The sequence below is a fragment of the Fulverythrobacter ferritrahens genome (genome assembly GCF_020539485.1).
GTDB lineage: Bacteria > Pseudomonadota > Alphaproteobacteria > Sphingomonadales > Sphingomonadaceae > Andeanibacterium > Andeanibacterium ferritrahens.
Genome location: NZ_JACDXU010000002.1, coordinates 805,541 through 826,512, shown reverse-complemented (window position 1 = coordinate 826,512; position 20,972 = coordinate 805,541). Strand labels below are relative to the sequence as shown.

The 20,972-nt window shown below is 61.8% G+C and carries 15 protein-coding genes; 4 read left to right on the top strand and 11 right to left on the bottom strand.

The features are described from left to right. Positions 1-131: 131 nt before the first annotated feature. Positions 132-1,028, top strand: a complete 897-nt coding sequence (locus tag H0274_RS11970; RefSeq protein WP_226795664.1) for a TauD/TfdA dioxygenase family protein — start codon at positions 132-134, stop codon at positions 1,026-1,028. Positions 1,029-1,049: 21 nt separating this feature from the next. Here the strand turns inward: H0274_RS11970 and H0274_RS11965 are convergent, their stop codons facing one another. From H0274_RS11965 to H0274_RS11945, 5 genes are all read right to left on the bottom strand, one after another. After that, on the bottom strand, positions 1,050-1,505 hold the full coding sequence (locus H0274_RS11965) for a DUF3237 domain-containing protein (RefSeq protein WP_226795663.1): 456 nt from the start codon (positions 1,503-1,505) through the stop codon (positions 1,050-1,052). Continuing rightward, positions 1,502-2,794, bottom strand: coding sequence for a flavin-dependent oxidoreductase (locus H0274_RS11960; protein WP_226795662.1), 1,293 nt, complete (start codon positions 2,792-2,794; stop codon positions 1,502-1,504). The genes H0274_RS11965 and H0274_RS11960 overlap by 4 nt, the downstream gene beginning before the upstream one ends. A gap of 781 nt (positions 2,795-3,575) precedes the next feature. Then, complete coding sequence (locus tag H0274_RS11955) at positions 3,576-4,625, bottom strand: amidohydrolase family protein (RefSeq protein WP_226795661.1); 1,050 nt, start codon at positions 4,623-4,625, stop codon at positions 3,576-3,578. Continuing rightward, positions 4,622-5,923, bottom strand: coding sequence for a fumarylacetoacetate hydrolase family protein (locus H0274_RS11950; RefSeq protein ID WP_226795660.1), 1,302 nt, complete (start codon positions 5,921-5,923; stop codon positions 4,622-4,624). The genes H0274_RS11955 and H0274_RS11950 overlap by 4 nt, the downstream gene beginning before the upstream one ends. Continuing rightward, positions 5,913-6,896 (bottom strand): MBL fold metallo-hydrolase, encoded by a 984-nt coding sequence (locus H0274_RS11945; protein ID WP_226795659.1) that lies wholly within the window; start codon positions 6,894-6,896, stop codon positions 5,913-5,915. Before H0274_RS11945 ends, H0274_RS11950 begins: the two co-directional genes overlap by 11 nt. A 111-nt stretch (positions 6,897-7,007) precedes the next feature. Here H0274_RS11945 and H0274_RS11940 point away from each other — a divergent pair, with 111 nt between their 5' ends. Continuing rightward, positions 7,008-7,658: a TetR/AcrR family transcriptional regulator gene (locus tag H0274_RS11940; RefSeq protein WP_226795658.1), complete on the top strand. Its 651-nt coding sequence runs from the start codon at positions 7,008-7,010 to the stop codon at positions 7,656-7,658. Positions 7,659-7,795: 137 nt separating this feature from the next. Here H0274_RS11940 and H0274_RS11935 read toward each other — a convergent pair whose 3' ends face one another. The 6 genes from H0274_RS11935 to H0274_RS11910 all read right to left on the bottom strand — a co-directional run bounded on the left by H0274_RS11935 (position 7,796) and on the right by H0274_RS11910 (position 16,590). Beyond that, positions 7,796-8,758, bottom strand: a complete 963-nt coding sequence (locus tag H0274_RS11935) for a fumarylacetoacetate hydrolase family protein (RefSeq protein ID WP_226795657.1) — start codon at positions 8,756-8,758, stop codon at positions 7,796-7,798. A 10-nt stretch (positions 8,759-8,768) separates the two neighbouring features. After that, on the bottom strand, positions 8,769-9,887 hold the full coding sequence (locus H0274_RS11930) for an FAD-dependent oxidoreductase (protein ID WP_226795656.1): 1,119 nt from the start codon (positions 9,885-9,887) through the stop codon (positions 8,769-8,771). A 21-nt stretch (positions 9,888-9,908) separates the two neighbouring features. Beyond that, the gene (locus tag H0274_RS11925; protein WP_226795655.1) at positions 9,909-10,814 is read right to left on the bottom strand and encodes a VOC family protein; all 906 of its coding nucleotides are present in this window, start codon (positions 10,812-10,814) and stop codon (positions 9,909-9,911) included. A gap of 77 nt (positions 10,815-10,891) precedes the next feature. Continuing rightward, positions 10,892-13,360, bottom strand: coding sequence for a TonB-dependent receptor (locus tag H0274_RS11920; protein WP_226795654.1), 2,469 nt, complete (start codon positions 13,358-13,360; stop codon positions 10,892-10,894). Next, positions 13,278-13,751 (bottom strand): TonB-dependent receptor plug domain-containing protein, encoded by a 474-nt coding sequence (locus H0274_RS11915; RefSeq protein WP_226795653.1) that lies wholly within the window; start codon positions 13,749-13,751, stop codon positions 13,278-13,280. The genes H0274_RS11920 and H0274_RS11915 overlap by 83 nt, the downstream gene beginning before the upstream one ends. A gap of 709 nt (positions 13,752-14,460) precedes the next feature. Further along, a complete protein-coding gene (locus H0274_RS11910; RefSeq protein WP_226795652.1) occupies positions 14,461-16,590 on the bottom strand; it encodes a TonB-dependent receptor in 2,130 nt (709 codons plus the stop codon). Positions 16,591-16,887: 297 nt separating this feature from the next. Here H0274_RS11910 and H0274_RS11905 point away from each other — a divergent pair, with 297 nt between their 5' ends. Beyond that, the gene (locus H0274_RS11905; protein ID WP_226795651.1) at positions 16,888-18,132 is read left to right on the top strand and encodes a neutral/alkaline non-lysosomal ceramidase N-terminal domain-containing protein; all 1,245 of its coding nucleotides are present in this window, start codon (positions 16,888-16,890) and stop codon (positions 18,130-18,132) included. Between the two features lie 291 nt (positions 18,133-18,423). Then, complete coding sequence (locus H0274_RS11900) at positions 18,424-20,925, top strand: G8 domain-containing protein (RefSeq protein ID WP_226795650.1); 2,502 nt, start codon at positions 18,424-18,426, stop codon at positions 20,923-20,925. Positions 20,926-20,972: the final 47 nt, after the last annotated feature.

Genomic DNA, 20,972 nt, shown 5'->3' with positions numbered 1-20,972 from the left:
TCCCATTGCCAATGGGGCCAGGGCTTGCCCACCGCGCAAAAGACGCCACTATTTTAGACCATGCGCCCCCGGCAGAACGGGCAAAAAGGGATAGCGCCGGCCCTGTGCCGGACGAGGATGAGAAGGCGAAAATGACCATGCAGGTAAAGCAGCTCCACCCGCGTTTCGTGGGCGAGATCACCGGCCTCGACACATCGGTTCCGCTGTCTCAGGAGGCGATCGACTTCGTGGAAGATGCGATGGCGCAATATGCCGTCTGCGTGGTGCGCGGCGCCAGCCTGAGCGACGAGGACCACATCCGCTTCAGCCGCACGTTCGGCCCGCTGGAACTGCCCCCGCCCGGCGGCAAGCGGATCGCGCCGGAGCTGTACGACATCGGCAATCTGACGGCCGATGGCGAAATCCGCCCGCCCAATCCCGATGGCGCGCAGCCGACCGATTTCGAACTGTTCCACACGGACAGCCCGTTCAATTCACTGCCCACCAAATGGTCGCTGCTGCTGGCCTATGTCGTCCCGCCCGAAGGCGCGAACACGGACTATATCGATACGCGCGCAGTCTATGAGGATCTGCCGCAGGAGATGAAGGACAGGGTAGCGAACCTGAAAGTGGAGCACGACCTGTTCCGCGCCCTGCAACGCAACGGGGTGGAATTCGGGGACGAGGCCCTGCGCAAGAACTTCCCCCGCATGGCCCATCCGCTGGTGCGAGAATCCGTGTCGGGCCGCAAGGCGCTTTATATGGGCTGGCACGGCGTGGGCGTGGTCGGCTGGGAAGAACAGGAAGCGCTCGACCTGCTGGACGAGCTCTATGCCTTCGCCACGCAGGACAAATATATCTATTCCCACAAATGGCAGCCCGGCGACATGGTGATCTGGGACAATCGCTGCACCATGCACAGCGCCACGCCCTTTGAACGCTATCGCTACAAGCGCGACATGCGCCGCACCACGATCAACGAATATGGCCCGGAAATCTCCACCATCGCGGCATCGAAGGCCGATGCGGAAGCGGGATTGACCGGCTGATCGGCCGGCCCCGGCTCTGCCTCAGGCCACCCGATAGATCGACAGGCGCACGGTCGCGCCAACCTTGCCGCCCATGGCAAGGAACAGCGAACGGTTCACCCAGTCATAGGCCGCATGGCCGCTTTCCAGGCGAATGAAGGTGCGCATGTAATATTCGGAAGGGTCCACCTTTTCGCCCGCCGCCATTCGCGCGGCGACTTCCGGCGGGGCATGCCGCACGCCCTGGCTGACCACTTCGATCACCGCGCCGTCATCGGTCTCGATGGCATAGCGCGCATCGAGATCCGCGATGCCGCCGGCCAGCACGGTCTGCCAGTCAGCCCCCACCTCCAGAATGCGGCCCCGCACCAGCGGGCCATCCGCGCTTCCCCCCACGATGGGGATCACCCGCCGCACACCGCCGGGGCATTCGCCCATCTCATGCGGGCGTGCCAATTCGACCGTCAGGTCGAAAACATGGTCCAGCCCCGGCTTCATGCCAGGACTTTGCCCACCTGCGCGCCTTCGGGAATGGTCCGCCCGGCGGCATTGAGCCGATCCTTGGCGAAACCGGCGGCCTGCTGATAGGCCAGCATGAAGGCGCTGCGTTCCTCGGCCGAAATGATGTCGTCGATATTCTCGAACTGGCCGCCGCAGCGGTCTTCCACGATGCCAAGCAGGCCGAAGGGCCCCGCGCCGCGATTGCGCATCGCCACCTGGCCGATGGGGCCGCACATTTCCGCATCAAAAGCATCGAGCGCGCCCGGGGTCACGCCATGCTCCAGCATCATCCTGCCGATCACCCGCGCATCGATGATCGCCTGCGACGCGCCGTTGGAACCGGTGGGATACATCGGATGGGCTGCATCGCCCATCAGCGCCACCGGCCCATCCACCCAGCTGGGCAGGGGATCGCGGTCGATCATCGGATTTTCATAGGCGACATCGGATTTGGCCAGCAGAGCCGGCAGATCGAGCCAGTCATAGACGAAGCCATCGAACTGATGCGCGAATTCCGAAAGCTCCACCGGGCGGAACCAGCCGGACTTGGTCCAATCGTGATCGGTGTCATAGGTCTGTTCGGCGATCCAGTTGATGTCCGCCATGCCCTGCTCGTCAGGATGGGAAATCGGATAGACCACCACGCGGTGGCGACTGGTGCCCAGGCCGACGAAGGATGATCCGGTGCGGATCGGCACGCCGCGCGCCGTGCCGCGCCACATGATCGTGCCGCCCCAGTGGATCGGAGGCTGGCCGGGATGCATCTGCGCCCGCACGGAAGAATGGATGCCGTCCGCGCCGAACAGCAGCGCGCCGTTATATTCAAGGCTCTCGCCCGCCGCCGTGGTCACCAGCGCGGTGACGGAGCCATCGGCCTGCTTGCGATAACCGGTCACCTTGTGGCCGAGCTTCACCGAACCTTCGCCCAGCCGCTCGATCACCTTGCGGTAGAGCATCAGGTGGAACTCGCCGCGGTGAACCGCATATTGGTGCCAGTTATATCCAGCCAGCTTGCCGCGCGGCTCGGAATAGATTTCCTTGCCGTTCAAGCCCACTAGCGCCCATTCGCGCGCGGGAATGCCCACCCGGTCAAGCTCGCTTTCGCCGATGCCGAGATCGTCCAGCTCGCGCACGGCATTGGGCTGCAAATTGATGCCCACCCCCAGCGGCTTCAGCTCCCGCACGCTCTCGAACACGATGCACTTCACCCCGATCTGGTGAAGCGTCAATGCAAGTGTCAGGCCCCCGATGCCGCCTCCGGCGATCAACACGGTATCTTTCGGCATCCTGCCCCGTTCTTCCATTAGGCTATAGAATCCGCGCCTGAAAGGCACGGCGCTGCGGTCTATCCCCCCGGAACCCCCATGGCAATGGCTGGGGGTATTCGCACCAATGCCCCACCCCTCGTCATTCCCGCCTGCGCGGGAATGACGAACTAAGTAAATACGGTTCTCCATCTTGACAATTATAACCATATTGGCTATATGGCCATCCGCCAGCTACCAACTGGCTCCAGCGGCGGGTCGGGGGCGCTTTGCGCTTCGTTCCTGGTTCCTCCGTTTCCGGGCCGGCGTTTCGGGTGAGCCGGGCAGGTGAGGCGGATAGCAACGCCTCTGCTGCCTTTCACGGAAGCGTCCGCACCTTTCACCGGCACAGGCGCCGGTCCTTTCGCCGAATGTCACGGCAAAGGGCTGCGCGGGTTACGCCGGGGGCGGCTCACTTGCGAGCCCTTCGCTGCCCCCGCTCGTGCAGGTCAGGGCCGAGCAGGTGAGTTCTTCGCGGCACTCCACCAGCCATTCGCAGATCAAACCGCGTCACCGGGCTCCCCTGCGGGCGCCCCGAACACCGGCCCGGACCCGTCCGACTGGTTTCTCCCCCGGCGTTACTCCGCATTCGCCAGCGGAGGGTGAGGCGTGTCTATCGGAGGCGCGCTGCCTTACACTTCGTCATCCCCGCGCAGGCGGGGACCCAGCTTCAGAGGTTGCCACTGGATTCCCGCCTGCCCCTTTGCGGCAGTTTATCCTGAGCCTGTCGAAGGGCGGGAAGGATGAAAAGAGGGTGGTCCTATTAAACCACCAGCCCCAGTAATTCCGCCGCATTGAGCCCCAGAATCCGCGCCTTGTCATCCTCCGACAGGCGGGAATGGAAGCCGACGGGATCGGGCTCCGACATATCGAAGGGGTAATCCGTGCCGAGGCAGAGCTTGTCGGCGCCATGGGTCCGCACCAGGCTGTCGAGCTGGTCCTGATCGAATACCAGAGTATCGAGCCACAGCTTGCGCAGATAGCTGGAAGGTTCGTGACGGCAATGTTCCGAACAATCGCCCCGCGCGCGCCAGCCGTGATCCATCCGGCCCCAATAGCCGGGGATATATCCCCCGCCATGGGCCACGCAGATTTTCAGGCCGGGATAGGCATCCAGCACGCCGCCGAAGATCAGGTGCCCGACGGCCAGCGTGGATTCCAGCGGATTGCCGATCAGGTTGTTGAAGTAATATTCGCTCAGCCGCTTGCCTTCCGTGAAGCCCAGCGGGTGAATGAAGATCAGCACGCCCAGTTCTTCCGCCGCAGCCCAGAAGGGCCGCAATTCCTGCGCGTGGAAATCCGTGCCGTTGACGTTGGAGCTGATCTCGATCCCCCTGAGGTCCAGCTCCGCCACGCAGCGGCGCATTTCGGCAATCGCCATCTCGACATTCTGGAGCGGCACCGTGCCCATGCCTACCAGCCGGTCAGGATGCTGGGCCACGGCCTGCGCCATGCCGTCATTCACCGCGCGCGCCGCATCGCGGCCCGTCTCGGGATCGGTGAAATAGAAATATTGGCCCGGACTCGGGGAGAGGGCCTGCACATCGATACCCAGCCGGTCCATATCGGCCAGCCGCGTGTCCAGCGTGTTGAGCGTGCGGCCCATGCTGGCGAATTGCCCGCGGTTGACTTCCATCGTCTTGGCGCTGGTGAAATCGTTGATGCCCGGCGGCGGCCCGGGATATTTCGCCTGCACCAGCGCATCGGCGGCCGGAATGCCGAGGTGGCAGTGAATATCCACCACCAGATGCTTGCCCCGCGCCGTTACGGGGATAGGCTTGCGATCCCCGCAGGTCGTGATCTCGCCGCTCATGCCTGCACCTTTGCGGGAACTATGGTGCCGCTGCACGGGCCGAAGCCGATCGAGACATAGCCTTCCGCCACGGCCCGGCCGCGCAGGCTGAGAGTATCGCCATCTTCCAACATTACGCGTTTCGTCCCATCCGGCAGCATAAGCGGCTCCTTCCCGAGCCTGGTAATTTCAACGAGGCAGGCCCGCGCCTCTTCCGCCGCGCCCGAGACTGTGCCGGTGGCGATCAGATCGCCCGTTTCCAGCGGCGCCCCGCCCGATGCCTGATGCGCCACCATCTGCGCCAGGGTCCAGAACAGTTCCCGCACATTGGTGCGCACGATGGTCTGCGGACCGGCGCCAGTATCGATTTCCGCGGTCAGCTCCACATTCAGCCCGCCCGCCTGACGATCAAAGGGATCGTCGAGATAGGCAGGCAGCGCGGGCTCCTCGCCCGAGCGGCCACGGCCCGGCACGCGGAACGGCGCCAGCGCCTCCATGGTGACGACCCAGGGCGAAATGGTGGTGAGGAAGCTCTTGCCCAGATGGGGGCCCAGCAGCATCTCGTAAAACTGGATCGCGCGGGCCGACCAGTCATTGACCAGGCAGCAGCCGAACAGCAACTCGTCCGCGCGGGCCATGTCCAAAGTCTCGCCCAGCGCATTGGCCGGGCCGCCCAGCCAGGCGCCGAATTCCAGCTCGAAATCCAGCATCGGCTCCGGCGCGACGACCATGGCATCCGCCCCGCGCGGCACGATCTGCCCCACCGGGCGGATCACCGGAGTGCCGCTGACCGCCACGGAACTGGCCCGGCCATTATAGGCCACGGGCAGCGTCGCCCATGCCGGCATCGGTGTCTTCCCGCCATTGGCCGCCATGCGCAATATATGGTCTGCCGAAGTGCAGAAATCGGTGAAGGCGGCAGGCTTGGCCGGCATCAGCATCCGGGCCGAGGCCATGGGCACAAGCGCGGCCTGCGCGGCTGCGCGATCCCCCGCCCCGCCCTCGCGATAGAGTTCCGATAGGGCGGCGCGCAGGGCGGAAACTTCCGCCCGTGGCAGGGCGAACAGCCCCAGCAGATCGTCGGCAGCGGCGAGCTTCGCGGCCGGCCCGGTGAGCGCGCCCGCTTCCAGAAGCGCGGCGATGTCGATGATGCTGTCGCCCAGCGCCACGCCGCCGCGCGCGCCTTTTCCATCATCGAACACGCCGAAGGGCAGGTTCTGGATGGGGAAATCCGTGCCCGGAATATTGGCGCTGTCCAGCCAGCTCCGGCGGGCCGGATCGTGAGTGGCGTTCAGTTCAATGGGCAGTTCAATGGGCATGGCCGCACCCGCATTTCTCATCGTGTTCCTTGCGGTAATGGTTCATCTCCGCAAACAATACCGGCGGCGGGGCTTCCGGCAGGTCCGGATCCCACTGGCGATAGAGCGAATAGACATTGGCTACGACCCGCTCCGGATCGGTCCAATGCGCGTACTCCTTCACCGGAATGTCGCGCGCGGCTTCGCGCCAGCCCATCCCCGCCTCGAACCGCCCGCGCGCTTCATCGCGCAGATGCTCGAAATAGAGCTTCATGTTGCGCACGGCAGTGACATCGGTGATCGGCCCATGGCCCGGCACCACCACTTCGGGATCGAGCGCGATGATGAAATCGCAGGCGGCAATCCAGTTGGAGAGCGGGCCTGCCCAGATGATCGGATGGCCTTCATTGAACAGCAGATCGCCCGTGAAGACGCAGCGATCCTCCTTCACCCAGGCAATCGTATCGGACAGCGTATGGGCGGGGCCGAGATCGGTCAGCTCTACCGTCTTGTCACCCACCTCCAGGGTCAGCTTCTGCTCGAAGGTGGTTGTCGGCAGGGTGAGTTCGTCCACCCCGCTGAAGTCGAACTTGCGGCCCATGGTTTCATAAAGGAACTCGCCCATTTCCCCCATGGCCTGCCAGTTTGTGGCGAGCCCGGCCAGCGCCTTGGGATCGAAGCCTTCCATTTCCTCGCGCGCGGTGGAGGTGGCGATGATCTCCGCCCCTTCGACCACGCCATTGCCGAAATAATGGTCGGGATTGGCATGGGTGTTCACCAGCCTGCCGATCCTGTCCCCGCCGGGAACCTTGGCGAAAGCCGCCAGCATGTCCCGCGTCAGCGGCACGCTCATCAGCGTATCGACCAGCAGGGTTTCCCCCGCGGAAGTCACCAGCCCGGCATTGGACCAGCCCCATGTCCCATCGGGCTGGACATAGCCATACACACCATTGCCAATATCGTGCACACCTTGGCGGAAAGGCCAGTTAGCCATCGTGTTCCTTCTCCCTGCGGCTGACCCTACAGGCTAAATTCCCCTCATCAAGAATATTTTTTGACGGCAATCCACTGTCAAATATCGTACTTTCGGCGTAGCAGGCACATCATGACCAAGGGGCGACAAAAGCCGGAACGGCGCGGCAAGGGGCGGCCGAATGCAGAGAACAGCGGGGTGGGCCGGGAAGCGCTGATTTCCGCGGCACGCGAGCTTTTGCAGGAACTTCCGCCCGCGCATATTACCGTCACCGCCGTGGCCCGCCGCGCCAATGCCGATCCGGCACTGGTCCGCTATTATTTCGGCAATCGCGAGAATTTGCTGTTCGAAGTGGCCAAGCAGATCGGCGCGGAGGCGAACCGTCCGCTGCCCGATGAAGGCGACCCGGCAGACCTGCTGGCCGAGATGATCCGCAACACCTTCCGCTTCACTCGTTCAGCCAAGCATATGCAGCGCCTGATGATCGAGGAACTGGACTCGGCAAGCTCCCCCGAAGTCCGCGACAAGATGCGCGAATGGAACCGCAATCCCCTGTCAGCCTATCAGCGCATCCAGGAACTGGATAGCGAAGGCAGCCTGAATTCCTTCGACCCGCTCTTCATGCATCTGGCCGTGATCGGCATCAGCGATTTCTTCGCTTCGGGCGAACCGCTGATCAAGCTGCTCGTGCCCGAAGACACGGATATGAAAGAGCTTGAGCGGCAATATGAAGCCTTCGTCATCCGCCTGCTGACGGAAGGGCTGGCGCGGCGGGGACCATAGTCCCAAGCATACACCGCCCCCTATCGTCATGCTGAACTCGTTTCAGCATCCATCGCTCCCCACGTGATGTCGCTCGATCAGGCAAAATGGATCCTGAAACGAGTTCAGGATGACGGATATAAGCCCACAAGTATCTCTTATCGCGCCTCCGCCACGCAGGGGTTGCGCTGCGTGCCCAGCCCGGTGATCGTCCCTTCCATCACATCCCCCGGCTTCAGGAACACGCCGAAGGCGGAACCATTGCCGTATGGCGATCCGGTGCAGATCAGGTCGCCCGGTTCCAGCACCACGCGGCTGGCCAGATAGGCCACCTGCCGTTCGATGGAGACCATCATGTCGGAGGTGCTCTCGTCCTGATAGGTCTTGCCGTTGACCGACAGCTTGATGTTCAGGGCGTAGGGATCGGCGACCTGTTCCTTGGGCACGATCATGGGGCCGAAGGGCAGGAACGTCGGGAAGCTCTTGCCCGAAAGCCAGTCCGCCCCGATGGCCGAGCCATCGCGCCGGAAGATCAGCTCGCGCGCGGTGACATCGTTCACCACGGCGAAACCGGCGACATAATCCATTGCCTCTTCGGGCGAGATGCGATGCGCCCGCTTGCCGATCACGACGCCCAGTTCCAGCTCCCAATCGGGTTTCTCGACATCATAGGGCAGCACCACTTCATCCTGCGGGCCGACCACGCAGGAAGGCAGCTTGAGGAAGACGAAGGGCAGCGCCTTGGCCCGTTCGTCCATCATGGCTTCCACCCGCGCCTTCAATTCCTCCGGCGGCATCTGCTCATATTCCGGGGTGCGCATGGAGGGATCACCCATGATCAGGCCAACCACATGCTTCTTGTAATTCGCCCCGGTGCAGAACACCTGGCCGGGACGGTAAGGCGCATGGACCTCGGCCTCGTCCAGCAGTGGCGCACTGGCGAAGGCGGCATCGTCCGCCGCCCATTGCGCCAGCTTGGCGCGGGCCCTCTCCCAATCCTCCAGCAGGGCGGGCAGGTGCCGCGCCTCCCCCCAGGTCGAGAGCGGCAGGAAGCGCCCGTCGCGCACCAGCACCGCCTGCGGCGTTCCGTCCACTGTTACTCTTGCCAGGCCGTAAGTCATCGAAAGCGCCTCAATAGGGTTGCTGCAGCTTGTGCATGGTTTGGCCAAGCATGGCATTGGCATCGCGCTGATCGCCGCCGGCCATCTCGATCTCGCCGATGCGCACCGAGTTTTCGACCACCAGCCGCGCCCGTTCGAAGCGGCGGGCGGTAAAGGCCGCCAGCGCCTGTTCCACATCGTCATGCGCGGCCAGCTCTTCGGCCAGCACGAGGCCATCTTCTGCCGCCATGCCCGCGCCTGATGCCATATGCGGCGTAGTGGCGTGAACGGCATCGCCGATCATCACGATCCGGCCTTTGTGCCAGGGCGCGGGAAGCAACTGCCATTCCAGCGGGCGGTAATTCACCAGCGAGCCTTCGCCCAGCCCTGCCCGGACATCCGGCACATAGGCCCCGAAGGGCGCCAGCAGCTGCGCCACATGGCCAAGCTGTTCTTCAGGCGCGAACCACGGATTATGGGGCACATGCTCCAGGATGAAGGCATACATCTTGTCGCGCGAAACGGGATTGAAGCCCAGCTTCACCGACCCGCCGAGGAACATCTCCGGCCGGTCGAGGCTTGCCGGGCGATCGGCCACGATCCGCCAGCAACCCTGCCCGGTAAATTGCGGCTTCGCACTGTCCGGGAACAAGGCCGCGCGGGTCTTGGAGAAAATCCCGTCCGCTGCCACCACCAGATCGTAACGCGCATTCCGCCCGTCGGGGAAGCTCGCGGTCACGCCCGTGCCATCCTGCTCGAAGTGGGTCATCTCCGCGCCCAGAGTCACGGTGACGCCTGCGGCGCGGACCTTGTCCTGCAGAATCTCGTGCAGCACGGTGCGCATGATACCGCCGCTGCGAGCGACAGGCGGCGCATCCTCGGGCACGGGCGGGGTTTCCATCAGGACATCCCCTGCCACAGTGCGCAGGCGGATGCCCGCGCCGACGAAGCCCTTCGCGCGGATTTCATCCAATATGCCGAGATCGTCGAACGCGCGGAGCGACAGGCCCGTCACGCTGATCCCCGCGCCATAGGCCCGCCAATGCGGATCGGCATCCGCCAGTTCCACCTTCACGCCAAGCCGCGCCAGCGCGAGCGCCGCGCTCATGCCGCCAACGCCGCCGCCAGCAATCAGTGCCGTCTCGATCATATCGCTATCCTCAGAGCCGGCTCAGGCCGGAACCTGCCACAGGCCCTTGTCGGGCGACATTTCGGCATGCGGCACATTGCCGGTGATGATCCGCCCGGTGCCCCACTGGTCGATCGTCTTCGGCCCCGGCGCGTAAGTGGTGGGCACCCAGCTGGCCTCGTCCACTTCCTCGAGATCCGAAGTGAATTCGACCACATTCTCATTGGGCGAAACGAAGTAGCAGAAGGTATTGTCCCCCGCCGTGTGGCGGCCCGGACCCCAGCTGAGCTTGATCCCGCTCTCATGCATCCGCGCCAGCCCGCGCATCAGTTCGTCCACCGAACTCACATCGAAGGCGATATGGTTGAGCGCAGGCGGCCCCGGCAGGATCGCCACCCGATGATGGGCGGAATTGCAGCGCAGGAAGGCCATGAAATCGCCGATCCAGTCAGACAGGCGGAAGCCCAGCGCCTTTTCATAGAATTCCACCAGCGCCGCATGATTAGGCGAGTGGAACACGACATGGCTGATGCCCACCGGGATCGCCTCGCCCTTTTCCAGCACACGCGCCTCGCGCAGGGTGCCGCCCGTCAGCACTTCCATCGCGCGCCCATCCGGATCGAAGAAGCGGAAGCCGTAATCGCCGGCAATGCCCTGCATTTCGCCCGGTTCGGAAATGATCTTCGCGCCCGCTGCCGTCACTTGCGCGAACAGGGCATCGACATCCTCGCGGGAGGCAGCCGAAAAGCCGACCAGATCGGTCTTGCGCTCGGCATCCTGACGCAGGCGGATGACATAGGGATGCGGCCGGCCTTCCGCCGCGAAATAGACCTTGCCGTCTTCCTCCGCGACTTCCAGCAAGCCCCATGTCTTGCCGAAGAACTCCCGCTCCGCCGCGAGATCGGGCACTGCGAGGGCGACATATTGAAGATCGGTGACACTCGTCATCGGGTACTATTCCTCTTGAAGGGATATCCGGGCGGGACGGCGATATTCCCGCCCGGAAGAATATGCAACAGAGCGCCTCAGGGCAGCTTCATCGCCACGCGCACACCATAGGTCCGCGGCGGCTCGAAAGTGCCGATGAAGGCATTGACGTTAGTGACCATCGAGACAGTGGAGAGCCGCCGGTCATTACCGATATTGTTGACGAAAGCCGTGACCGACCATTTATCGTCCTCCGGCCCGAACGCGACCGAGGCATTGGCCACGACGCTCTCACCGGGCTTGAGATAGGGATTGAAGCTGCCGTCGATTTCCGCCGCCGAGCGATAGCGCCCATTGGCCTGCACTACGAATTTGTAATCATCGCCCACCGGGATGGTCTGCTCGCCAAACAGGTTGATCGACCATTTCGGCGAATTGAGCGCCGACTTGCCGGAGCAATCCACTTCATAGAGGCTCACCGTGCTGCCGTTGATCACCTGCGAAGTGGGCGAGGTGCCACAAGTGGTGGGCGGCGGCGGCCCCTGATTGGGCACGTAATAGGTGAAGCTGTCGTAATTGCTGTGGAGGTACTGGATGTTCGCCCCCAGCATCGTGTTCGGCGTCGCCAGCCACTGAAGATCGGCGTCGAAGCCGTACATCGTCGCCTGGCCGATATTCCGGGTGAGGAATACCGTGGTCGGCGGCGTGCCCAGATCATAGCCGAACTGGCTGATCTGCTGATCGTGATATTTCCAGTAGAAGCCCTCGATGTTCAGCTGCACCGTATTGTTCGCGAAGCGGTTCTTGGTGCCGATGGTCCAGGCGTCGAGCGTTTCGGGGTCGTAGGTTTCCAGCCCCTTGGCAAAGGCAAAACCGCCCGAATGATAACCCGTTTCATAGCTGGCATAGACCATGCTGGTGGGCGAGAATTCATATTCCGCAGCCAGTCGGTAGGTGAACTTCTCATTATCGAGCTTCTGGTCGCTGATCGTCAGCGGCGCATTGAGCACGAAGGGCGCTGTCTGCGATCCCCCTGCCATCGGCGGCAGCACGTAAAGCGGCACGTTGACTACCGGGATGCCCGCATCCGCGTAAAAATCGCGCAACTCAGCCGCACTGTCCACCAGCGGGATGAACGGCAGGGTCGGGCAGAGGTTCGGCGGATTGGCGCCCGGATTGCCGCAGAACAGGATATAGACGTCCGACACGCCGTCGAACTTCTTCTTGTCCCAGGTGTAGCGACCGGCAGCGGTCAGCTTGAAGCCGGGCGCAAGCTCGTAGGTCAGCTTGCCGAAGGCTGCGTAGGAATCGGTCCCCGTCTCGAAATCCTGATAGGGAACCAGCGTGAATTGCGAGAAATAGGTGTTGGTCTTGATCCGCTCGCTGAAATAATAGCCGCCCACCACGATATCGGCCTTGTCGCCGATATTGCCGGCATAACGGACTTCGAGGCTGGTCTGCTTGTCCTTCTCGCGCGTCTTCGCCCCGTTCATCCCGGCGGTGAAGAGATTGTCGAGATCGGCCTCGCGATAGGCGGGCAGGACACTCAGCGTGCCTGCACCGACATCGACATTCAGTTCGGCGCTGATGCCCCAGTAATCGTTGTCATTATAGGGAACCCCGCTGGTGAAGCGCCCGGCGCGACCGGCCTGCCGGACGAACAGCGAACCTGCCCATGCCTGGGATTCCGGGCTGAGGATGCCGTTCTTCGGGCCGAAATCAGTGGGGTTGAATGTATAGCCGGTGAAACCGGACATGCTGAAGTTGGGCGTGGCGCTGCCGAGATAGGTCGAGAAGGAACCCACCCCGCCCTGATGGGCATAATCCGCCGCGATGCGCAGATCCGCGGCAGGCGAAAGCTCGAGGGCAAGCTGCGCCCTCAGGCCGAACTCGTCGAGATCGCCCGTGCCATCATCCAGATAGGGATCGTGGCTGACGTAATTGCCCGACAGGCGCACGGCCGCGGAATCGCTGACCCCCAGATTGACCGCGCCTTGCGCGCTGAGGGCGTTGTAATTTCCATAGCTGGCGATGAATTCCGCCGAAGTCTCCCCAATCTGCGGACGCCGGGGAATGACATTGATGGCACCGCCCGTGGCATTGCGCCCATACAGAGTGCCCTGCGGGCCTTTGAGAACCTCCACCCGCTCCAGATCGTAGAAAGTCCCGCTCGTGGAGGAAGGACGTCCGATATAGACCCCATCATAATTGAACGCGATGCCCGGATCGGAATAGGCATTGAGCGTGGAATTACCGACCCCGCGCACGAAGAACACCGAATAGGGCCCACCATTGTTGGTGATCGACAGCGCGGGAACGATCTTGGAAAGATCTTCCGGCCGGCTCACTGCCTGACGGACCAGTTCCTCGGCACTGACCACATCGATCGCAATCGCCGCGCGCTGGGCGCTCTCCTCCACATGCTGCGCAGTGACGACGATATCCGTAATGCCGCCGCCCTGATCGGAAGGCGAGCTCCCCGCCTCATCCGCCGCGCGGGCCGCACCCAGCGGAGCTGCCGCCAGCACGGCCACAGCCGAAACAGTCAGGAAAAACCTTGTGGACATGAATCATCTCCCGGGACGTTTTGTTATTATTCTCACTGCTAGGAATTTTTATTCCTGCACTCAAGAATAAAACACACATCCCCGGAACCGCCCCTGTCGGGGCATCCCGTCCAGACAGGTGCCACTTGCTTAGCGAGGCTTCGGTCGTTTGCGGCGCAGCCTGTCCTGCAAAGCCCCGAACAACCAGAGCCGTGCCTCCATTTCCGGGAGTGGCCGCCGACGTAACGCCCGGGGCCCGGGTCAAGGCATCGATAAAGTCGAAATCGCCGCGCGCCCGGAGCACGTCGCCATCAATAGCATTGACCGTTGCGGGTGTTTCCAGCGGGGTGATGCCCAACCGGCTTCCAGTCGGGCCCTGTTCGAGCAGCGCGCTACCGCTCGTCGCGGTCACGATGATATTCCTGTCCTCATCAACCTCTTGAGCGAGCGCCGGAACGGCGTGAACGAAAGCAAGTGCACTGAAAGATGTTCCGAGGAGCAGTTTACAATTATTGGTCTTGATCCCTCGTGCTTATGGGCATCCGACGCAGGGCCTCGGGTTGTTTTCTATTTTCAGCGGGTTGGCCTGAAAGTCTGAATCTGGCTCAGGCCAAATCCCGTAAATGCGACGCTGGTATCCCAGTGAAGGCATTTGCAGCCGGCAGCCGGACCATCCGGTCCGGTTCCTCATTCCCCATGACTGCTCCCCAAAGGCCGTCTGTGATCGACCCGCTGACGCGGGCCTCCATTCCGATATGAAGCAAAGGCCGCTCCTCGCCCGGCGATGAAAGCAGCACGGCATCTGCACGAGAGACCCGTGCACCATTCCTCTTTGGCCCCATGCAGAAGCACCGGCCTACGACACAAGCGAACCGGAGGGCTGGATGCCTAGGGTCTATTTCGGGGTGGGGAAGGTTAATTGCAGTAACTTCGCGTTACCGTTACGCGTAACAAGGGCTTAAGCCTGCGACAGACCGGCGAGCATGGCCGTTCTCGGCGATGCCGCCCCGCCAAGGGCGCTCACGCTTGGCCCCTGCCTTCCCATCATCGCGGTTCCACGCCCCGCCCGACCGCCCGGCGCCGGGAAGGCGCAGGGCGGTCGCCTGATCCACCTGCCCGGCTTACCAGGAGGTTACGCGGAGGCGCAGGCCCAGGGTCCGAGGGGTCGGCCCGGAACCCGACAATGGGCCGGTGGTACCGACAAAGGTCGGGCCGCGCTCGTCGGTCAGGTTATTTGCAACGAAGGCAAGCTCCCAGCCCTTGTGACGAACACCCATCGTGAGGCTAAGAATGTTATACGGCTCCGCTGTGATGCCACTGGCCTGCAGGCGATCGCCACTATGGCTGAGCGACAGGTTGCCAAATCCATCGAATCCTCTCGCGATCTCCCGGTTATAATTCACGTCCACGCGATAATTATTCGCGAGCGTGTTGAGCAGTCGCGCACCCGGGCGCAGCAGAGGCTGCGTTTCCGCGATTACCTGGTTGACCGTGTCGTACTTGCTATCGTTGATATTGCCGACAAAACCCAGATTCAGCCCCTCGACAGGCGTACGCCAATGTACTTCCAGATCGATGCCCCGCGTGGTTGCATCGCCAAAGTTGGCAAAGCCATTCACCCCATCGATCCCGCCCGTCACCGAGGTCTGCAGATTGGTGTATTCAAGCTGGTAAAGGTTCAAGCCAAGGGTCAGCGCCCGGCTTGGGCTGCGCCACTTGAGGCCGAACTCATAGTTCCTCGAAGATTCCGGGCTGAGCGCCACTACCGCAGGAACACCGGCCAGTTCCAGAGACTCGACCTGTACGCGTGACTGGACGATCCCGGGACGGAAGCCAGTGGCGGCCGAGATGAACATCGTCAGGTCATCATTCGGCAGATAGGACAGGTTCAGACGCCAGGTTTCGACATTTTCCTTGGTCGGCACAGAACCGTTATCGTCCGCAAAAGAACGATCATCATGATAAGTGCGCAGGCCCACGAGCGGAACCAGCTTGCCATCGAACAGATCGTAGCTGACCTCTCCGAAGAACGCGTAGTTCTTGGTGATCGTATTGTTGTCGGCGTTGATCAGCACACCCGGCAGAACCAGGGCATTCACCTGCGGCCCCTGCCCGTCCTGATAGGAACCGCCCACAACCCAGTGCAAGGGACCATCGGTGGTCGAGTTTACGCGAACTTCCTGCGCGAACATTTTGGGCAGAAACTGGCTTGAGAAAGAACCGGAGGGCGAAAGCGGGATGTTGATCCCGAAAACCCCTTCGAGATGGCTTGTCGCGCTGGTTACGGAGAACCCGTCGAAGTCCGCCGTTGCCGTAAGGCTCCAAAGGGTGAAATCGCCGTTGGAATAGCCATCCTGACCGGCGGTATTCTGAAAATATGGCGGTTTGACCGAAGCCGTGAAGCCGGTGAAGTTCTGGCGCGGCTGGAAGTTCCAGTACTGCGCGCGAATGCTGACATTATCCCACGGCCGGAAAAGCGCCACGACGCGAATGTCATCATTCTTGGCGGAGTTGACCCCCTTCTGATCCGGAGTGCCGTCATAGGGGCCAAAATAGGCATCGGCCCATCCTGCATCTCGCGACGATCCACCGCTTACACGAACGGCCAGGCGGTCTTTGATGAGAGGCACGGAGACGGCACCGGCCGCGCCGTAGTTCAGGCTGTCGGCACCGACCGTCTTCGAGGACTCGGCCTCGAAAGCATATTCGACCTCATTGAGATTGGGATCGCGGGTATGGAAAATGAAGACACCGCCCGACGAACCTTGCCCGTAAAGCGTGCCTTGCGGACCGCGCAGCACTTCAACCCGCTCCATGTCCAGAAAGCGAACTGGCGGGGCAATACCGAAATTGGTCACGATGAATGGCGTATCATCGAGATAATAGCCGATCGGCGAATCGCCATTCTGGGTAACGGAACCGCGCAGGTTGTAGAAACGCGAACCGTTCGACTGGCGAAAGCCTTCGAATGCGCCAGGGACACTGGAAACCAGATCGCCAATAGTAGTGATATTCCGTTCTTTCAGCTCTTCACCGCTGAAAGCCTGAATCGCCATGGGCACCGCTTGCAGTGCCTGGGCACCACCCTTCTGAGCCGTAACAAGGATTGCATCCTCTACAGAGGCATCTTCTTCCCCGGCTTTCGATGGGGTGGCCGAAGCCTCTCCGGCCGAATCCTGCGCATGGGCAGTCCCCGTCAGGAGGCCGGTGGCCAAAGCTACAAATGCTGCTGAATGCCGCAAACGCGTCATGATTTCTCTCCCCTTACACCTTTTTTCAATCGATTGCATAGATTGTCATTCAACGGCTGCCAAGAGAATTCACGAATGGCGTATTTCCTAGCCCGCAATCGATTGTGCAGAGTTGCGCCGGGGAGATCGGCAATATAGGAAATCAAGCAATCGATTGCATCATAAACGGGAGATGAGAATATGGGCAGGACTGGCGCGCTCCGGCGGATATTATTGGTTCTCGCTGCCCTTCTGGCAGCCCCACTGGCCGGCCAAGCACAGGCGGCATCTCTTCGCGCGGGAGCGGCGAAGGTCGACGTGACGCCTTCGCAAAGCGAACTGCCAGCCAATTTCCGCGGTGTTCTCGATCGTGTTTACGCACGTGCAATCGTGGTGGATGACGGCACCACCCGGGCAGCGATGGTCACGATAGATGCGGGCGCTATCCCAACCGAACTCTGGAAAAATGTCAGCGCCCGTGCAGAGCGCGAACTGAAGATCCCCCAGGCCCAGCTCCTGCTTACCGCGACCCACACCCACAGCGTGCCCTGGGTTCCTGCAGCCGGTTATGAGGATAAGATCCTTGCCGCGATCCGTGACGCCGCAAAATCCCTGAAGCCCGCGCGAATGGCCTATGGCACGGGCGTTTCCTACATCAACGTCAACCGCAACATGATCGACCCCGAAACCCACCGCTGGTGGGAAGGTCCCAATTATGACGGGGCTTCAGACAAAACCGTTGCCGTGGTCCGTTTCGAAACCCTGACCGGCGAACCCATTGCGATCTATTACAATTACGCCGTTCATGCCGTGATTACCGGCACTCTCGATCTCGTCAGTGCGGACATACCCGGAGCTGCTTCGACCTATATCGAGGAATCGCTCGGGAATGGCGCCGTTGCCGTTTATTCGAACGGCGCAGCGGGCGACCAGAACCCGATCTATTTCAACCAGACTTATGAACTGCGGGATATCCGGATCAAGGACTACGCCAGGCGGGGAGAAGACATCAGCAATGCCATGCCGCCCGGCGGGCAGGGCCTGGACCGCAACAATCCCCGCGTGGCTCTTCTGATGGAGCAGCAGAAGCGGATAATTCTCTCCATGGGGCAGATGCTGGGTGAAGAAGTCCTCCACGTGTCACGCGCGGGGCTGGAGCGGCCTGTGACTGAGGCCCGTATCGCCGGCGCCAACAAGACGGTCACCTGCCCCGGACGCAAACGGCTGGATCAGGGGCGCGCGGGGTATCCCGGCACTTACGAAGATGCCGATCCGGTAAATATCGGACTGAGCATCCTGAGGATCGGTGACACGGTGATTGGCGGGGTCAATGCCGAGGTGTTCACCACGATCGCCCAACGTTTCAAGCACGAGTCCCCCTACAAGCACACCATGATGACCACTCTGACCAACGGAATGGCAGGAAGTGGCTACATCCCCAACGATGCAGCCTTCGGCTACAATACGTTCGAAGTCGTTTCGTCGCGGCTTAAGCCGGGATGTGCTGAAACCGCGATCGTGGAAGGCTTGCTTGATCTTGTTGACGAAACGGGCGGCCGGTGATCGCCTATCCTTGTGTTATCTGACCCTCGCCACAGGGGCGGCGAGGCTCCGAAGAGGCAAGCTGTTACAATAAATTACAAATGAATCCCGTCTCGCCCGTATGTTGGCTTGGCAAAGCGGTCTATTCTTTGCAAAATCATGCCAAATACAAAAGCGGGGCAGATAGTCCCGATTGAGGGGATACCAATCATGCGCGCGCGGCTTCGCTTGCTTCTTCCTGCCTTTTGCCTTCCCGTTTCCCTTTTGCTCGGCATGGGGGCACAGGTCAGCGCTCAGGAAGCTCATGCACATATGGATATGCCTGCGCAGGCACCGGCTTCCACAGTCAAGCAATCGCGTTGGTCCGATCCCGCGTCGTGGCCCGATGGAAAGGTGCCGGGCGAAGGCGATGCCGTGCGGATCGGCCGGGACCGGGAGATTATTCTCGATGTCAGCCCTCCCGCACTACGCAGCCTGACGATCGACGGCAAGCTCAGCTTCGCGAATGACGACCTTGAGCTGAAGAGCGAGTGGATCCTGCTGGCGGGCGGCGAACTGGAAGTCGGCACCGAGGCCAGGCCCTTCACCCGCAAGGCCACGATTACGCTGACCGACAATATCCCCAACGAAGACATCAACACCATGGGGGACCGGGGCATCATGATGATGGCCGGCACCCTGAACCTGCATGGCGATCGTAAGCACACCTGGACCAAGCTGGCGAAGACGGCGAAGGCCGGCAGCGCCACGATCGAGGTGCTGGATGCGAATGGATGGCGCAAAGGCGACGAGATTGTTCTCGCCTCAACCGATTTCGATTCCAAACAGGCAGAGCGGCGCACCATTACCGCCATCAAGGGCAATGCCATCACGCTCGATAAGCCGCTGGATTACATGCATTTCGGCGAGATCACCTTCGGCGTCGACGAGCGGGGCGAAGTCGGCCTGCTGACGCGCAACATCCGCATTCAGGCCTCGGATGATGCAGCCAGCTCCTATTTCGGCGGCCACATCATGGCGATGGCCGGATCAAAGATGTATGTCTCAGGGGTTGAGCTCAATCGCATGGGGCAGCATCTGCATCTGGCCCGCTATCCGATCCACTGGCACATCATCGGTGAAGGCCAGGGACAGTATGTCCGCAACTCTTCAATCCACGACACTTACAGCCGCTGCGTGACGGTGCATGGCACCAACAACCTGCAGATCGAAAACAATGTGACCTTCAACACCGTGGGCCATTGCTTCTTCCTTGAAGACGCAGTGGAGACGGGCAATCAGTTCGTTCACAATCTGGGAATCATGACCAAGTGTCATCCCACCCAGCCCTGTATTCCTACCAATCTGGGACCGGGCGGAACGACCTCTGGAACGGCCGGCCAGCGCTCCAAGGATGTGCTGATCCCGTCGGACAATACAGCCTCCACCTTCTGGATCACGAATCCTGACAATATCTACCGCGACAATGTGGCTGCAGGGTCCGAACAGACGGGCTTCTGGTTCGCCCTGCCGGAGCATCCGACGGGCGCACACGAGGGCAAGGAGGGCGCGGAAAAGATCTGGCCTCGGCGAACGGCCATGCGGGAGTTTTCCGGCAATACCGCCCACTCGAACTTCGATGGCTTCATGTTCGATCGCGGCCCGAAACCCGATGGCACGTTCAGCGTGGGCGGCAGCAACTACCATTTTGCCTTCACCGATCCGAATGACCCGAAGAGCCCGCCCAAAGGCTCGGTTTTCGAGAATTTCACAGGCTACAAGAACCGCCATGGCGCCGTGTGGGGCCGTGGTGAACTGCACCTTTTCAAGAATTTGAAGGTGGCCGACAATGCGATCGGCTTCACCCATGCGGCTTCCGCAGTTGGCCGCGCCCCCTACACGTCAAAGGTCGTCGATTCACTGTTCGTGGGTGAAACCGACAATATCGGCAACCCGCGTACTCCCGAGGAAATCGCTTATGGGCGCAGCATGCCGAACGACATCCCGGATTATCCGATCCGCGGCTATGAATATTACGATCTCCGCCACGATGTGGAAAATACCACCTTCGTGAACTTCGAGCCCAACGACACGCGCAGTGCAGGCGCGCTCTCCTACCTGATGTATACCAGCTTCGGGATGAGCTCCGAGAACTCCATCGAGGGCGCGAAATTCATCAATTCCAGGCCGGTCGATTTCCCACCAGTCGTGCGCAAATGGTCCTCCGATTTTGGACGCGCCAATGCCTGGAGGGGCGCTGCGATCCATGACAAGGACGGCTCGGTCGGCGGCATCCCGAATTCCTACATCGTCCTCGACAACGGGATCGCGTCGGACGAAGAAGCCTGCCAGATCAGGCCGGCCTGGGGCGCTGCCGTATGTCGGGGCGACTTCGGTCACTTCAGCGTGGGCGGCAATTTCGGCTTCGGCAGTGGCCCGATTGCCGAACCGGTCATGCTTAGCCGCAACGGCAGGCGGTGGGAATATACCGGCCAGACCACGATCCGCAGCGGAGCCGAAGTCAGAGTTGAGACTGGCAAGAAGGACCTCTCCCTGTCCCTTGCGGAAATGGATGATGGCTCCTGGGTCATTTTCGAACTTCCCGGCTTCGGCACTGCCACCGGAGGTGTGCAAAAATCCAGCCTCGCTGCGCTGCGCGAGGCTGGTGAAACGGCCTATTTCAGCGAGAACGGCACGCTGTGGGCCAAGCTCGTCGTCGACAACGCTGCCGGTAAGAGCGTGACTGTCGGCACGCCAGGTGCCGGTGTCAGCACGGTGGGCCCCGGCCCCGGTGGCGCTTTCGCAGCGGGAGCCCGCCTAGACGTGAGCAGGTAAATCGGTTCCGCAATGCCATTTACAAACGGCGCCGGCATTCTCTCCGG

Bases quoted from the DNA above. Each gene is read 5' to 3' on its own strand.
- H0274_RS11970 (WP_226795664.1), top strand. From the start codon at position 132: ATGACCATGCAGGTAAAGCAGCTCCACCCGCGTTTCGTGGGCGAGATC.
- H0274_RS11965 (WP_226795663.1), bottom strand. From the start codon at position 1,505: ATGAAGCCGGGGCTGGACCATGTTTTCGACCTGACGGTCGAATTGGCA.
- H0274_RS11960 (WP_226795662.1), bottom strand. From the start codon at position 2,794: ATGCCGAAAGATACCGTGTTGATCGCCGGAGGCGGCATCGGGGGCCTG.
- H0274_RS11955 (WP_226795661.1), bottom strand. From the start codon at position 4,625: ATGAGCGGCGAGATCACGACCTGCGGGGATCGCAAGCCTATCCCCGTA.
- H0274_RS11950 (WP_226795660.1), bottom strand. From the start codon at position 5,923: ATGCCCATTGAACTGCCCATTGAACTGAACGCCACTCACGATCCGGCC.
- H0274_RS11945 (WP_226795659.1), bottom strand. From the start codon at position 6,896: ATGGCTAACTGGCCTTTCCGCCAAGGTGTGCACGATATTGGCAATGGT.
- H0274_RS11940 (WP_226795658.1), top strand. From the start codon at position 7,008: ATGACCAAGGGGCGACAAAAGCCGGAACGGCGCGGCAAGGGGCGGCCG.
- H0274_RS11935 (WP_226795657.1), bottom strand. From the start codon at position 8,758: ATGACTTACGGCCTGGCAAGAGTAACAGTGGACGGAACGCCGCAGGCG.
- H0274_RS11930 (WP_226795656.1), bottom strand. From the start codon at position 9,887: ATGATCGAGACGGCACTGATTGCTGGCGGCGGCGTTGGCGGCATGAGC.
- H0274_RS11925 (WP_226795655.1), bottom strand. From the start codon at position 10,814: ATGACGAGTGTCACCGATCTTCAATATGTCGCCCTCGCAGTGCCCGAT.
- H0274_RS11920 (WP_226795654.1), bottom strand. From the start codon at position 13,360: ATGTCCACAAGGTTTTTCCTGACTGTTTCGGCTGTGGCCGTGCTGGCG.
- H0274_RS11910 (WP_226795652.1), bottom strand. From the start codon at position 16,590: ATGACGCGTTTGCGGCATTCAGCAGCATTTGTAGCTTTGGCCACCGGC.
- H0274_RS11900 (WP_226795650.1), top strand. From the start codon at position 18,424: ATGGATATGCCTGCGCAGGCACCGGCTTCCACAGTCAAGCAATCGCGT.